Raw genomic sequence first — 14705 nt, forward strand, 5'->3', positions numbered from 1 at the left:
CGAACCTCTCACCCCGGAACCGCCCGATGACTTCTCCCGGCACCGGCGCCGACCGCACCTTCCAGGTGGATCTGCGCGGCCTCGTCGACCTCCTCTCCCACCACCTCTACTCCAGTCCCCGCGTCTACCTGCGTGAACTCCTGCAGAACGCGGTGGACGCGCTGACCGCCCGGCACACCCTCGAACCGGCCGCCCCCGCGGGGTCGTTCGGCATCCGTCTGTACGCCGACGGCTCCGTGGTCCGCGTCGAGGACGACGGCGTCGGTCTCACCGAGGCCGATGTGCACACCTTCCTCGCCACGATCGGCCGCAGCAGCAAGCGGGCGGAGAGGATCGCCGAGCAACGCGGTGACTTCATCGGCCAGTTCGGCATCGGCCTGCTGTCCTGCTTCCTCGTCGCCGACGAGATACACGTACTGAGCCGCTCCGCCCGCACGCCCGACGCTCCCGCCGTGGAGTGGCGGGGCCGCGGCGACGGCAGCTACACCGTCCGCAGCCTGCCCGCCTCCGCCCGCCCCCGGCCCGGCACCACCGTCACGCTGACCCCGCGCGCCGACGCGGGCGAGTGGACCCGGCCCCCGCGGGTGCACGCCCTCGCCCGGCACTTCGGTTCGCTGCTGCGTCACCCGGTGACCTTCTCCGACGGCACCGGCGGCGCGGGCGCCCCGGTCAACCCGGAGGCGGCGCCCTGGGAGCGTACGTACCCCACGCCCGGCGCCCGCTCCCGCGCGCTGGCCGCGTATGGCGAGGAGGTGTTCGGGTTCGCGCCGCTGGACACGATCGAGCTGGACCTGCCGGCCGTCGGCCTGAGGGGCATCGCGTGCGTGCTGCCCGAGGCGGTGCCCGCCGGGCGGCGTCACGGCCACCGGGTGCACGTCAAGGGCATGCTGCTGTCCGAGCAGGCGGAGGAGATCCTGCCCGAGTGGGCGTTCTTCGTGCGCTGCGTGGTGGACGCGGAGAGCCTGCGCCCCACGGCGTCCCGCGAGTCGCTCTACGAGGACGACACCCTCGCCGCCGTCCGGGACGCGCTCGCCGAGCGGCTGCGCGCCTGGATCGCCCGGGCCGCCGCCAGTGACCCGGAGCTGCTCGGCCGCTTCCTCCAGGTCCACCACCTGGCCGTGAAGTCGCTCGCGGTGCACGACGACGAGATCCTGCGGATGCTGCTGCCGTGGCTGCCGTTCGAGACCACCGACGGGCTCTGCACCCTCGACGAGTTCTCGCGCACCCACCGCACCGTGCTGGTCACCTCCAGCGTGGAGGAGTTCCGGCAGGTCGCGGCGATCGCCTCGGCCGCCGGGCTGGGCGTCGTCAACGGCGGCTACACCTACGACCGCCAACTGGTGCAACGCCTGCCGGAGATCAGGCCCGAGACGGCTGTCGCCGACCTCGATCCGGCGACCCTCACCGCCCACCTCGACCCCGTCGACCGGGAGACGGAGCTGGCCGCCGCGGCCTATCTCGCCCAGGCCCGTGACGCCCTCGCCGTCTTCGACTGCGACGTCGCGCTGCGCTCCTTCCAGCCCGCCTCCGCACCCGCCCTGCTGGTCGACAGCCGCGAGGCCCGGCACGAGCGCACCCGCTCCCAGCTCGCCCGGGAGCAGGAGGGCGGCGTCTGGGGCGACATCCTGGGCGCCCTGCGCCAGGAGGCACCGCGGGCCCAGCTGATCCTCAACCAGCTCAACCCGCTGGTGCGCACCGCCGTCGCCATCGACGAGCCCGAGCTGGCCCGCACCAGCGCCGAGGCCCTCTACGGACAGGCCGCGCTGCTGTCCCGGCGTCCGCTCCGGCCCGCCGAGTCGAGCCTCATCAACCGTTCCTTCCTCGACCTTCTCGCCCACGCCCTCCGCAAGGACAGCTGACGATGCCGACGACCGCACCCCACCCCCAGACCATCGACGAGCTGTACCAGGCGCTCAAGGCGAACGACGAGCGCCCCTACGGCCGCACCCGCACCGTCACCGCCGAGGAACTCGTCGAGGCCGCCGAGCAGTTCGACGAGGCGGTGCCGCTCATCCACGCCCTGTTCGAGCTCCAGGAGGCCTACACCTACGGCTCCGAGCCGCGGAAGTCGCCGGTCGTCTTCGCCCGGCTGCTCACCCTGTTCGACGAGCAGCCCGACGCCTTCGACCCGCGGCTGCGGCACATGCTGTTCTGGCGGTTCAAGTGGGTCGCGAACGCCCTGCGCGCCCTGCCGGAGATACCGCTGGCCAGCCTGCGCCAGTGGCTGACGGAGATGCGCGACCGGTACGAGAAGGCCGGCCTGGAGCTCCAGCCCTACTACGGGCAGGCCTACCAGCTCGCCGCCCACGTGGGCGTGGACACCGCCCTGGCGTACGAACTGTGGGCGGGCCGGGGGCGCACCCGGCTCAGCGACTGCGAGGCGTGCGAGATCTGCGAGCGCGCCCTGTACCACCTGGCGGCGGGTGACGACGAGCGCGCGCTGCGCGTCTGGGAGCCGGTGCTCGCCGGGAAGGAGTCCTGCCAGGAGGAGCCGGCCCGCTCGGTCTCGTACGCGCTGCTGCCGGTGCTGCGCGCCGGCCGTACCGACGAGGCGCGGGCGCTGCACCTCGCCGGGTACCGCGCGTGCCGCCGCAACCCCTCGATGGCCGGGGAGGTCGGCCGGCACCTGGAGTTCTGCGCGCTGACCGGCAACGAGGCGCGCGGCCTGGAACTGCTCGCCGAGAACCGCGCCCTGTTCGACGAGGTGGAGTCACCGCGCGACCTGCTCGACTTCCTCACCGGTACGGAGGTCCTGCTCCGGCGGGTGGAGGGGCTCGGCCACGGCGACCTGCCCGCCGCCGGCTTCACGGGCCGCGCCTGGACGGTGGCGGCGCTGAGCGCCGAGGTGCGGGAGCGCGCCGACGACCTCGCCGCCCGCTTCGACGCCCGCAACGGCACCACGGCCCACGCCGACCGCCGCCGCGCCCGCCTCGGGCGCGAACCGCTGCTGGACGCGCTGGAGCTGACCCTGCGCGCCCGCGTCCTGGACGACGTGACGCCGGCCGCGCCGGCGGCGGCACCCGCGCCGGCGGCCACTGCCCTGCCCGAGTCGCTGGCCGAACTCATCCAGCACGCCCGGGCGTTGGACGAGCAGGGCCATCCGGACGCGCGGGACTGCTGGGCCCGCCTGCGCACGCTCGTCGCCGCCCGCGGCTACGTCCACCCCGGCGACCCGGCCGTGGGCCCGGTCGTGCAGCTGCACGCGGACCTGCTGGCCGACGAGGCGGGCCGGGCCGGTGAGAAGGACGAGTACGCCGACGCCGTCTCCCTGTACGAGGAGGCCGCGGGCCTGTACGACGACGCCGGCCTCCCGGGCCACGCGGCCGTCGCCCGCGCCGGGGCCCTGCTCGCCACCGCCGAGCTGCCCGCGGAGGCCGCCGGGGACGGCCCCGGGCCGCGGGAGGACGACGCCAGGGTGGCCGCGCTGACCGCCGCCCACGTCGCTCTGGTGCGGTTGCAGGAGGAGACGTCCGGGCTCGCCCCGTACCAGGAGGCGCGCCTGCTGCGGGCGCGGGCGACCGCGCTCGGGCTGCGGCTGCAGGAGTCGCGCGGCGAGGAGCACGTCGCCGCCGTCCTCGCCGAGGTGGACCTGCTGGAGGACTTCGCCGGCCGCCACGGCATCGCCGGGCAGGCGGCCGGGGCACGGCTGCTGCGGGCCACCACCCACGCCCTGGCCGGCGACCTGCCCGCCGCGCTCACCGGGACCGGCGAGCTCCTGGACCGGCTGAGGACGCACGGCCCGGCCTGGCACCTGCCCCGCACCCTCGCCCTGCGCGGCCGGCTCCACCTGGGCCTCGGGGACGCCCGGGCGGCGTACTCGGACCTGACCGAGGGCCTGCGGGTGGCCGCGGAGTGGCCGGCCGACCCCTTCGAAACCGACCGCCTGCGCTCCCAGCTGGCGGAGGCGTGCATGCACCTGGGCCGCCACGACGAGGCGCTGCGGCACCTGACGCGGGCGGCGGAGGCGCAACTGCGCGGCGGCGACCGGATCGACGCGTACTGCACCTACAGCAACGCCGCCCAGCTCAGCCTCGACCTGGGCCGCGTCGAGGACTGCATCGCCCTGCTGGACTCCCTGCTCGCCGAACCGGACGTCGCCGCCGGGGAGGTGGACGACCGGCTCGTCGCCCAGCTCCGCCTGACCCGCGCCCGCGCGCTGCGTGCGGGGGACGACCTCAAGGCCGCCACGACGGAACTCGTCGCCCTCGCCGCCGAGTCGGCCGGCTGGGACGACGACCCGGGCAGCCACGCCATGATCGCCGCCGAGACGGCCGTGCTCCTCGGTGAGTCCGGTGAGTTCGACCGGGCCCGCGCGGCCGTGGACCAGGCGCTCGCCGCCCACGCCCGCGAGCCGCGCTTCGAGCACCTGAGCAACGCGCTGCGTGAACTCGCCCGCGTGCAGGCCCAGCAGCAGGGGCCCGAGGGCCTGTCGGGCGCCCGCGCCTTCCTCCAGGACGCCGGCCGGATCACCGACGAGGCCCGCGCCGCCGGGTACGAGGCGCACGGCCGCCCGCTGGACGCGGCCCTGGCCTACGAGCACGGCAGGGTCGACGCGTACGGCGGCGCCTACGAGGAGGCCCTGGCCGCGCTGGAGAAGGCCCTCGGCCTGCTCGGCGAGCCGGAGGCGAACCCCGGCCTGGCCGGGGAGTGGGCCGAGTCGGTGCGCCTCGCGGGTGTGGTGGAGGGCATCTACCTGGAACGCCCCGCCCCCGCGCTGACCCGCCTCGACGCGGCGGTGACCCGCCTGACCGCGCTCGGCCGCACCGAGGAGGCGCAGTCGCTGTCCGACCTCGCGACGAGGCTCCGCGACGAGGAGTGACCGGTGTCCGGTGCCGGGGTGAGAGCCCCGGCACCGGACACTCCGGGTGACGGGGCGGCCGGTGGTTCCGCAGATGGGGTCACGCGTGACGGACCGGTGCGAAGAGGACGTGACGTGCGCCGACGCGGTTCCACGAGAGGACTGTGACAGTGGTCTCGTTTACCCGGCGTTTGTGTACCGGTTGATGACCTTGTGTCATTTCCCCTGTGTGGCGTGGACGTTAAGGCCTGCCCGAACCTCTTGTGCAATCCGCGTAGACCATTCAATCTTTCGGCTGGCGACAGGGAAAAGCGATCACGGCCACAGCGTCCGCGATTGGCATGTACCTGACTAACGTCTGTGCCGGCGACCCGGCGCGGGCGTTCGCTCCGTGCGCCTCCTCGGGGGCGCACATCCCCCACACTCCCCACCTGTCGAGGAGGAACCCTCAGATGGCAGTGAAGCGAAACGCCAAGCGCAGATCGATCGTCACGGCCGGCTCCGTCGCCGCGGCCGCTCTCACCGGCGGTCTTCTCACCGCCCTGCCCGCGCACGCCGCCGAGCCCGCGGTCGGGGCCATCGCCTACGCGGACGCGCCGAACGCGGTCGAGGACAGCTACATCGTCACCCTGAAGCCGGGCACCGAGGCCGCCTCGACCAAGGGCAAGGGCGTCGCCAAGAAGCACGGCGCCGAGGTCGAGCACACCTTCCGCGAGGCCCTCAACGGCTACACCGTGGAGGCCAGCGAGGCCGAGGCCGCACGGCTGGCCGCCGACCCGTCGGTGGCGCTGGTCGAGCAGAACCGCACCTTCACCACCCAGGCGACGCAGACCAACCCGCCGTCCTGGGGCCTGGACCGCATCGACCAGACCGCGCTGCCGCTGAGCGGCTCGTACACGTACGACGACACGGCCGGCCAGGGCGTCACCGCGTACATCATCGACACCGGTGTGCGCATCTCCCACAGCGACTTCGGCGGCCGCGCCCGCAACGGCTACGACGCCGTCGACGGCGACAACGTCGCCCAGGACGGCAACGGCCACGGCACGCACGTCGCCGGCACGGTGGCGGGCAGCGCCTACGGCGTCGCCAAGAAGGCCTCCATCGTCGGCGTCCGCGTCCTGGACAACAACGGCTCCGGCACCACCGCCGGCGTGATCGAGGGCGTCGACTGGGTCGCCGACAACGCGGTCCTCCCGGCCGTCGCCAACATGTCGCTCGGCGGCGGCGCCAGCACCTCCCTGGACACCGCGGTGCGCAACGCCATCGCCGCCGGCGTCACCTTCGCCGTCGCCGCGGGCAACGAGTCCACCACCGCGACCGGTTCGCCGGCCCGCGTGTCCGAGGCCATCACCGTCGGCGCCACCACCAGCACCGACGCCCGCGCCAGCTACTCGAACTACGGCTCGAACCTGGACATCTTCGCCCCGGGCTCGTCCATCACCTCCGCCTGGCACACCGGCGACAGCGCCACCAACAGCATCTCCGGCACCTCGATGGCCACCCCGCACGTCGCGGGCGCCGCCGCGCTGTACCTCGCGGACAACCGGTCGGCCACCCCGGCGCAGGTCGCCTCCGCGCTGATCAACAGCTCCGTCTCCGGCGTCGTCTCCAACCCGGGCACCGGCTCCCCCAACCGCCTGCTGTACACCGGCGGCAACGGTGGCACCACCCCGCCGCCCGGCAAGACCTTCACCAACTCCTCGGACTACACGATCAGCGACCGGACGACCGTCGAGTCCCCGATCACGGTCACCGGGGTCTCCGGCAACGCCCCCTCGGCCCTCCAGGTCCCGGTGAACATCGTCCACACCTACATAGGTGACCTGACGGTCCAGCTGGTCGCCCCCGACGGCTCGCTGTACACCCTCAAGGCGTCCGGCACCGGCGGCTCCGCGGACAACATCAACACCACCTACACCGTGAACGCCTCCTCGGAGACGGCCAACGGCACGTGGAAGCTCCGCGTCACCGACGGCTACGCCGGCGACACCGGCTACATCAACAGCTGGGGCCTGACCTTCTGACGCCCTGACCGCCAGTACGTCACCCCGCTCCGCCCCGGCCCGGACCACCGCGCCGGGGCGGAGCTCTGTCCCACCGGCCGGCGACCGCGTCCACGACCACCAGCGAGGAGTCACCCAGCCCCGGGCCCCCGCATCTCCCACAGCAGCAGTTCCGCCGGTGCGTCCCCGGCGACCGCCTCGACGTCCCCGGTGTCCGTGAGGCGGGCCGCGTCGCCGGGGCCCAGGCGCTCGCCGTCCAGGGCCACCACGCCGCGCACCACGTGGACGTACACGGACGGCGCGTCCGGTACGGCGGTCCGCTCCCCCGCCGCCAGGCGGCGCACGTGCAGCATGGCGCCCGCCTCCGGGAGGGCGTACGGGGTGGAGTCGGCGATGCCCCGGACGACCTCGTAGGACGGCTCGCCGCCCGGTTCCAGGGGGGCCAGCCACATCTGGAGGAAGGTCAGGGGGGCGGAGCCGTCGTTGCGCTCCTCGTGGCGGACGCCGGACGCGGCGCTCAGGCGCTGGACGTCGCCGGGGCGGACCACCGTCTCCCGGCCCGTGGAGTCGCGGTGGGTCAGCTCGCCCTCCACCACCCACGTCACGATCTCGGTGTGGCTGTGCGGATGCTCCTCGAAGCCGGCGCCCGGGGCGAGACGCTCCTCGTTGCAGGCGATCACCGCGCCGAAGCGGAGGTTGTCCGGGTCGTAGTGCGACCCGAAGGAAAAGGCGTGGCGGGTCTCGATCCCGGCCGCCGGATCGCCACCCTGATAGCGCTCACGCGCGCGCCGTACGTCCGTCACGGAGTCCACGGTAGGCCCTGCCCGGCGGGTCAGGCCGCAGTGAAGCGACAGCAACGGATCGACGCCGGTGAGCGGGGTCCGGTGCGTGCGGCTGCAAGGCGGAGGAAGGCGTCGATGCGGAGCATCGGCAACTGACGACAACGCCGCAGATGCGCGTGCCGGACCCCGTGTCCGCGGCGTGACCCGCCGGGCAGGGCCTGACCCTGCGACACGCGCGGCCGTCCTGATAAGGCAGTCTTGTCCCCGTGCCCGAACCCGAAACCAGTACCCGCCGGCCCCCCGCACGCCCCGCCCACCCGCATGCCGCGACGCTGAAGCGGCTGGAGAAGTCGTCCGGGAACCTCGCCGCGCAGGCGATCGCGCGGATGGACGAGACGCTGTCCTGGTACCGGGCCATGCCCCCGGAGAACCGTTCCTGGATCGGTCTGGTCGCGCAGGCGGGCATCGCCGCGTTCACCGAGTGGTTCCGGCGTCCCGACGCCCCCCAGGCCATCTCCACCGACGTGTTCGGCACCGCTCCGCGTGAGCTGACCCGGGCGATCACCCTGCGCCAGACCGTGGAGATGGTGCGCACCACCATCGAGGTCATGGAGTCCGCCATCGACGAGGTGGCGGCGCCCGGCGACGAGAACGTGCTGCGCGAGGCGCTCCTGGTGTACGCCCGGGAGATCGCCTTCGCCACCGCCCAGGTGTACGCGCAGGCCGCCGAGGCACGGGGTGCCTGGGACGCGCGCCTGGAGTCGCTGGTGGTGAACGCGGTGCTCAGCGGCGAGGCCGACGAGGGGGCCGTGTCGCGGGCCGCCGCACTGGGCTGGAACTCTCCCGACCACGTGTGCGTGCTGCTCGGCACCGCGCCCGACGGGGACTCCGAACTGACCGTGGAGGCCATCCGGCGGGCCGCCCGGCACGCCAAACTGCAGGTGCTGACCGGGGTGCTCGGGGACCGGCTCGTGGTGATCGCCGGCGGCAGCGACAACCCGCTGGCCGTCGCGAAGTCGCTGATCGGACCGTACGCGGCCGGCCCGGTGGTCGCCGGTCCCGTGGTGCCGGACCTGCAGGCCGCGACCCGGTCCGCGCAGGCCGCCGCGGCGGGCCTCAAGGCCTGTTCCGCCTGGCAGGACGCCCCGCGCCCGGTGCTGGCGGACGATCTGCTCCCGGAGCGGGCGATCGCCGGAGACCCCTCCGCACGCGAGCAGTTGGTGGAGGAGATCTACAGACCGCTGGAGGAGGCCGGGGCCGCGCTGCTGGAGACGCTCAGCGTGTATCTCGAACAGGCCAGCAGCCTCGAGGGCGCGGCGCGCATGCTGTTCGTGCATCCCAACACCGTGCGTTACCGGCTCCGACGTGTGACAGACGTCACCGGATGGTCACCCTCCGATGTACGCTCTGCGTTCACACTGCGGATCGCGCTCATCCTGGGGCGCCTGGTCGATGGCGATCTCCAGCCCTAGCCTTTTGTGGGGGCTCCACAAAACCCCCTGCTGTTCTTCGTCCTTGTCCTCACGGGCGGCCGTGGCCGTCCCCAAGAGAGAGTGTGAGAGTGCTCGTACTCGTCGCTCCCGGCCAGGGTGCCCAGACGCCCGGCTTCCTGACTGAATGGCTCGAACTCCCCGGTGCCGCCGACCGCGTCTCCGCGTGGTCGGACGCCATCGGACTCGACCTCGCCCACTACGGCACCAAGGCGGACGCGGACGAGATCCGTGACACGGCCGTCGCCCAGCCGCTGCTGGTCGCGGCCGGGCTGCTGTCCGCCGCCGCGCTCGGGGACGTGGCACCCGGTGCCGTCGCCGGTCACAGCGTCGGTGAGATCACGGCCGCCGCCCTCGCGGGTGTGCTCGACGAGAGGGCCGCGCTCTCCCTGGTCCGCAAGCGGGGCCTGGCCATGGCCGACGCCGCCGCGATCACCGAGACGGGCATGGCCGCACTCCTCGGCGGTGACCCCGAGGTGACCGTCGCGCACCTGGAGAAGCTGGGCCTGACCCCGGCGAACATCAACGGCGCGGGCCAGATCGTCGCGGCCGGCACCAGGGAGCAGCTCGCCGCGCTGGAGGCGGACAAGCCCGAGGGCGTGCGCCGGGTCGTCATGCTCCAGGTGGCCGGTGCCTTCCACACCCACCACATGGGCCCCGCGGTGGACACCCTGGCGAAGGCGGCCGAGGCCCTGACGCCCGGCGACCCGAAGGTCACCTACGTGTCGAACCGGGACGGCGGGAAGGTCGCCTCCGGTGCCGAGGTGCTGGAGCGTCTGGTCGGCCAGGTCGCCAACCCGGTCCGCTGGGACCTGTGCATGGAGACCTTCAAGGAGCTCGGCGTCACCGCCCTGCTGGAGGTCTGCCCCGGCGGCACCCTGACCGGCCTCGCCAAGCGCGCCCTGCCCGGTGTGAAGACGCTGGCCCTGAAGACCCCCGCCGACCTCGACGCGGCCCGCGAGCTCGTCGCCGAGCACACCGCCTGACCGCCCTAAGGAGCCGACCCGCATGGCGAAGATCAAGCCCAGCAAGGGCGCCCCGTACGCGCGCATCCTCGGCGTGGGCGGCTACCGTCCCACCAGGGTCGTGCCGAACGAGGTGATCCTGGAGACGATCGACTCGTCCGACGAGTGGATCCGTTCCCGCTCCGGGATCGAGACCCGGCACTGGGCCTCCCCCGAGGAGACCGTCGCCGCGATGTCCGTCGAGGCCTCAGGGAAGGCGATCGCGGACGCCGGCATCGACGCCTCGCAGATCGGCGCCGTCGTCGTGTCGACCGTGTCGCACTTCAGCCAGACCCCGGCCGTCGCCACCGAGATCGCCGACAAGCTGGGCACGAACAAGGCCGCCGCCTTCGACATCTCGGCCGGCTGCGCGGGCTTCGGCTACGGGCTGACGCTGGCCAAGGGCATGGTGGTGGAAGGGTCCGCGGAGTACGTCCTGGTCATCGGCGTGGAGCGGCTCTCCGACCTGACCGACCTGGAGGACCGGGCGACCGCCTTCCTCTTCGGCGACGGCGCGGGCGCGGTCGTGGTCGGCCCGTCCCAGGAGCCGGCGATCGGCCCGACCGTGTGGGGCTCCGAGGGCGACAAGTCCGAGACCATCAAGCAGACGGTCACCTGGGACCGTTTCAGGAGCGGCGACCTCTCCGGGCTGCCCGTCGACAGGGCGGGCAACGTCAAGTTCCCCGCGATCACGCAGGAGGGCCAGGCGGTCTTCCGCTGGGCCGTGTTCGAGATGGCGAAGGTCGCCCAGCAGGCGCTGGACGCGGCCGGGATCAGCCCGGACGACCTGGACGTCTTCATCCCGCACCAGGCCAACGTGCGGATCATCGACTCGATGGTGAAGACGCTGAAACTGCCGGAGCACGTCATGGTCGCCCGTGACATCCGCACCACCGGCAACACCTCGGCCGCCTCGATCCCGCTCGCGATGGAGCGGCTCCTGGCGACCGGCGAGGCGAAGAGCGGCGACACCGCGCTCGTCATCGGCTTCGGGGCGGGTCTCGTCTACGCCGCAACGGTCGTTACCCTCCCCTAGGCACTCCGTGCCGGATGATCGGTCCGGTACGCGAGGCACCACCGTCACATCCCTGGAATCACAACGAAGGAGCGCCATCATGGCCGCCACTCAGGAAGAGATCGTCGCCGGTCTCGCGGAGATCGTGAACGAGATCGCCGGCATCCCGGTTGAGGACGTCCAGCTGGACAAGTCCTTCACCGACGACCTGGACGTCGACTCGCTGTCCATGGTCGAGGTCGTCGTCGCCGCCGAAGAGCGCTTCGACGTCAAGATCCCCGACGACGACGTCAAGAACCTCAAGACGGTCGGCGACGCGACCGACTACATCCTCAAGCACCAGGCCTGAGCCCTGCCGGGCCTTCCGTCCGTACGGGAGGCCCGGGGGCCGGGTACCCCGGCCCCGCCACCCGGCGGTGGCGCCGTACGAATCCTCGTAGATCCGTTGGAGAGAGAATTCCGATGAGTTCGACCAATCGCACCGTGGTCGTCACCGGTATCGGCGCAACCACACCGCTGGGTGGCGACGCGGCCTCAACCTGGGAGGGCCTGGTCGCCGGACGTTCCGGCGTCAAGCTCCTGGAGCAGGAGTGGGCCGCCGACCAGGCGGTCCGCATCGCGGCCCCGGTGGCCGTGGAGCCCACCGAGGTCATCCCCCGGCCGCAGGCCCGCCGCCTGGACCGCTCGGCGCAGTTCGCGCTGATCGCTGCCAAGGAGGCCTGGGCCGACGCCGGTTTCGAGGCGAAGGCCGGTGAGGACCCGAGCGTCGACCCGGACCGTCTCGGCGCGGTCATCGCCTCCGGCATCGGCGGTGTGACGACGCTGCTGGACCAGTACGACGTGCTGAAGGAGAAGGGCGTACGCCGGGTCTCCCCGCACACCGTCCCCATGCTGATGCCGAACGGCCCGTCCGCGAACGTGGGCCTCGCGGTGGGCGCCCGCGCGGGCGTGCACACCCCGGTCTCCGCGTGCGCGTCGGGCGCCGAGGCCATCGGCTACGCCATCGAGATGATCCGCACCGGACGCGCCGACGTGGTCGTCGCGGGCGGTACGGAGGCGGCGATCCACCCGCTGCCGATCGCCGCGTTCGGCAACATGATGGCGATGTCGAAGAAGAACGACGACCCCGAGGGTGCGTCGCGTCCCTACGACACCGGCCGTGACGGCTTCGTCATGGGCGAGGGCGCGGGCGTCGTCGTGCTGGAGTCCGCCGAGCACGCCGCCGCGCGCGGTGCCCGCGTGTACGCGGAGGCGGTCGGTCAGGGCATCTCGGCCGACGCGCACGACATCGTGCAGCCGGAGCCGGAGGGGCGGGGCATCTCGCACGCCCTGCAGAACCTGCTGGACCGGACCGATCTGGATCCGGCGGAGATCGTGCACGTCAACGCGCACGCGACGTCGACGCCGGCGGGGGACATCGCCGAGCTGAAGGCGCTGCGGAAGGTGTTCGGGGACGACGCGGACCACATGGCCGTGTCCGCGACCAAGTCGATGACGGGACATCTGCTCGGCGGCGCGGGCGGGGTGGAGTCGGTGGCCACCGTGCTGGCGCTGTACCACCGGGTGGCTCCGCCGACGATCAATGTCGAGAACCTCGACCCCGAGGCCGAGGCGAACGCGGACGTGGTGCGGGGCGAGGCGCGGAAGCTGCCCGTCGAGGGCCGGATCGCGGCGCTGAACGACTCGTTCGGGTTCGGTGGGCACAACGTGGTGCTGGCGTTCCGGTCCGTGTGACCTGAACGTCGGCGAGTTGAAGGGCCTTCACCTCTTCGGGGGTGGGGGCCCTTCGCCGTCGTCGCCCCCGCCGCCCCTTCCCGTCCTCAGGGGCTGCGCCCCTGTGACCCCGGGAGGTCGGTCGGGTGCGGGTGTGTCATGGTCGCTCGCGCAGTTCCCCGCGCCCCTTCGGGGCGCTCGGCACGAGGGTGTTCAGACGACCTGGTGGAGCCAGCGGACCGGGGCGCCCTCGCCTGCGTGGCGGAAGGGTTCCAGTTCGTCGTCCCAGGGTTTGCCGAGGAGCTTGGCGATCTCCGCCTCCAGGTCGGTCTCCTCGGTCCGGGCGCGGACCAGGGCGGCGCGCAGGCGGTCCTCGGGGATGAGGATGTCGCCGTGGACGCCGGTGACGGCGTGGAAGATGCCGAGGTCGGGCGTGCAGCTGTAGCGCTCGCCCTCGGTGGTGGAGAAGGGCTCGGCGGTGACCTCGAAGCGCAGCATCTGCCAGCCGCGCAGCGCGGAGGCGAGTTGGGAGGCGATGGCGGGCTGGCCCTGCCAGGAGAACTCCGAGCGCCAGGTGCCGGGGGCCGCGGGCTGGCGGATCCAGTCCAGGCTGACACGCGTGCCGAGCACCCCGGCGACGGCCCACTCGACGTGCGGGCACAGCGCGCGGGGCGCGGAGTGCACGTACAGAACTCCACGAGTCGTCACCGGAACCTCCGGGCTGAGCGGGTCGTCTTCGATCGGGCGCAACGGCTGCGGCCCGCGCGGGCCGCGTTGATGGCGAGGCTACCGTGCGACGGAGCAAGGAGTGTGACGTACCGTCCGTCCTGGTGCCGGGAAACGCTCGCCATTCACCCGGCAGGACGCCTGTACGGGTGGGGCACGTCGCTTTCGTACGGGCGCTGCGGACGGGCGGGAACTCCCGTGCGTTGTCAGGGGTTGGAGGGACGGACACCGGCACGGCGCGGGGAGGCGACGGATGGAGCAGGCGACGCGGAGGAGGGCCCGTGCGCGGGCCGTGGCCGCCGTGATGGCGGCCGCCGCGTTCGGCGTGGCGGGCTGCGACGCGGTCGGTGGTGACTCCCCCGCCCCGTCCGGCACGGCGGCGAAGGAAGGGCGGCCGTCGCCGAGTCCCACGCCCGTGTGGGACACCGGCCCGGACTCGGTCGCCGCCGTGGGCGACTCGATCACCACGGGATTCGACGCCTGCGCGGTGCTGACGGACTGTCCGGAGGTTTCGTGGGCGACGGGCGGCAGCGAGCAGGTGGACAGTCTCGCCGTACGGCTGCTGGGCCGCACGGAAGCGGCCGCGCGGAGCTGGAACTACGCGGTGACCGGGGCCCGGATGGCGGACCTGCCGGCGCAGATGGCGCGGGCGGCGCAGCGCTCCCCGGAGCTGGTGGCGGTGATGGCGGGGGCGAACGACGCCTGCCGGGAGACCACCTCGGCGATGACGCCGGTGGCGGACTTCCGCGCCGACTTCCGGGAGGCGATGCGCACGCTGCGCGAGGCGCTGCCGAAGACGCAGGTGTACGTGGCGAGTGTGCCGGACCTGAAGCGGCTGTGGTCCGAGGGCCGGACCAACGAGCTGGGCAAGCAGGTGTGGAAGCTGGGCGTCTGCCCGTCGATGCTGGGTGACGCGGACGCGATGGACGCGGCGGCGACGCAGCGGCGCGAGACGGTGCACCACCGGGTGCGGGAGTACAACACGGTGCTGGAGGAGGTCTGCGCCGAGGACCGCCGGTGCCGCTTCGACGGTGGCGCGGTGCACGACTACCGTTTCGGCACCGGGCAGTTGAGCCGCTGGGACTGGTTCCATCCCAGCATCGACGGCCAGTCCAAGCTGGCCGAGATCGCGTACCGGACGGTCACGGCGACGAAGCCGTGACCTATTGTT

The 14705-nt window shown here is 73.1% G+C and carries 11 protein-coding genes; 9 read left to right on the top strand and 2 right to left on the bottom strand.

Annotation, left to right across the window (positions count from 1 at the left end):
- Positions 1-26 precede the first annotated feature (26 nt).
- The 3 genes from ACZ6A9_RS07375 to ACZ6A9_RS07385 all read left to right on the top strand — a co-directional run bounded on the left by ACZ6A9_RS07375 (position 27) and on the right by ACZ6A9_RS07385 (position 6825).
- Complete coding sequence (locus ACZ6A9_RS07375; RefSeq protein ID WP_468980099.1) at positions 27-1859, top strand: HSP90 family protein; 1833 nt, start codon at positions 27-29, stop codon at positions 1857-1859.
- 2 nt (positions 1860-1861) lie between these two features.
- Complete coding sequence (locus ACZ6A9_RS07380; RefSeq protein ID WP_468980102.1) at positions 1862-4819, top strand: hypothetical protein; 2958 nt, start codon at positions 1862-1864, stop codon at positions 4817-4819.
- A 431-nt stretch (positions 4820-5250) separates the two neighbouring features.
- Positions 5251-6825 carry a S8 family peptidase gene (locus ACZ6A9_RS07385; protein WP_468980106.1) on the top strand — a complete coding sequence of 525 codons (1575 nt, stop codon included), beginning with the start codon at positions 5251-5253 and terminating at the stop codon, positions 6823-6825.
- A 110-nt stretch (positions 6826-6935) separates the two neighbouring features.
- Here ACZ6A9_RS07385 and ACZ6A9_RS07390 read toward each other — a convergent pair whose 3' ends face one another.
- The gene (locus ACZ6A9_RS07390) at positions 6936-7616 is read right to left on the bottom strand and encodes a pirin family protein (protein ID WP_468980112.1); all 681 of its coding nucleotides are present in this window, start codon (positions 7614-7616) and stop codon (positions 6936-6938) included.
- Between the two features lie 236 nt (positions 7617-7852).
- On the opposite strand from ACZ6A9_RS07390, the gene fasR reads away from it, so the two are divergent.
- The 5 genes from fasR to fabF all read left to right on the top strand — a co-directional run bounded on the left by fasR (position 7853) and on the right by fabF (position 12829).
- On the top strand, positions 7853-9058 hold the full coding sequence (fasR, locus tag ACZ6A9_RS07395) for a fatty acid biosynthesis transcriptional regulator FasR (protein WP_468980115.1): 1206 nt from the start codon (positions 7853-7855) through the stop codon (positions 9056-9058).
- 89 nt (positions 9059-9147) lie between these two features.
- A complete protein-coding gene (locus tag ACZ6A9_RS07400) occupies positions 9148-10062 on the top strand; it encodes an ACP S-malonyltransferase (RefSeq protein ID WP_468980117.1) in 915 nt (304 codons plus the stop codon).
- Positions 10063-10084: 22 nt separating this feature from the next.
- Positions 10085-11116 carry a beta-ketoacyl-ACP synthase 3 gene (locus tag ACZ6A9_RS07405; RefSeq protein ID WP_468980119.1) on the top strand — a complete coding sequence of 344 codons (1032 nt, stop codon included), beginning with the start codon at positions 10085-10087 and terminating at the stop codon, positions 11114-11116.
- Positions 11117-11195: 79 nt separating this feature from the next.
- Complete coding sequence (locus tag ACZ6A9_RS07410) at positions 11196-11444, top strand: acyl carrier protein (protein WP_004931691.1); 249 nt, start codon at positions 11196-11198, stop codon at positions 11442-11444.
- A gap of 113 nt (positions 11445-11557) precedes the next feature.
- Positions 11558-12829, top strand: a complete 1272-nt coding sequence (gene fabF, locus ACZ6A9_RS07415) for a beta-ketoacyl-ACP synthase II (RefSeq protein ID WP_468980122.1) — start codon at positions 11558-11560, stop codon at positions 12827-12829.
- 192 nt (positions 12830-13021) lie between these two features.
- Here the strand turns inward: fabF and ACZ6A9_RS07420 are convergent, their stop codons facing one another.
- Complete coding sequence (locus ACZ6A9_RS07420) at positions 13022-13516, bottom strand: DUF3145 domain-containing protein (protein WP_468980123.1); 495 nt, start codon at positions 13514-13516, stop codon at positions 13022-13024.
- A 271-nt stretch (positions 13517-13787) separates the two neighbouring features.
- On the opposite strand from ACZ6A9_RS07420, the gene ACZ6A9_RS07425 reads away from it, so the two are divergent.
- Positions 13788-14696, top strand: coding sequence for an SGNH/GDSL hydrolase family protein (locus tag ACZ6A9_RS07425; protein ID WP_468980125.1), 909 nt, complete (start codon positions 13788-13790; stop codon positions 14694-14696).
- Positions 14697-14705 lie beyond the last annotated feature (9 nt).

The organism is Streptomyces sp. NPDC041124 (assembly GCF_055592385.1).

Excerpts from the sequence above, each read along its gene's own strand:
- ACZ6A9_RS07375 (WP_468980099.1), top strand. The coding sequence starts at position 27 with ATGACTTCTCCCGGCACCGGCGCCGACCGCACCTTCCAGGTGGATCTG.
- fabF (WP_468980122.1), top strand. The coding sequence starts at position 11,558 with ATGAGTTCGACCAATCGCACCGTGGTCGTCACCGGTATCGGCGCAACC.
- ACZ6A9_RS07425 (WP_468980125.1), top strand. The coding sequence starts at position 13,788 with ATGGAGCAGGCGACGCGGAGGAGGGCCCGTGCGCGGGCCGTGGCCGCC.
- ACZ6A9_RS07380 (WP_468980102.1), top strand. The coding sequence starts at position 1,862 with ATGCCGACGACCGCACCCCACCCCCAGACCATCGACGAGCTGTACCAG.
- ACZ6A9_RS07405 (WP_468980119.1), top strand. The coding sequence starts at position 10,085 with ATGGCGAAGATCAAGCCCAGCAAGGGCGCCCCGTACGCGCGCATCCTC.
- ACZ6A9_RS07385 (WP_468980106.1), top strand. The coding sequence starts at position 5,251 with ATGGCAGTGAAGCGAAACGCCAAGCGCAGATCGATCGTCACGGCCGGC.
- ACZ6A9_RS07410 (WP_004931691.1), top strand. The coding sequence starts at position 11,196 with ATGGCCGCCACTCAGGAAGAGATCGTCGCCGGTCTCGCGGAGATCGTG.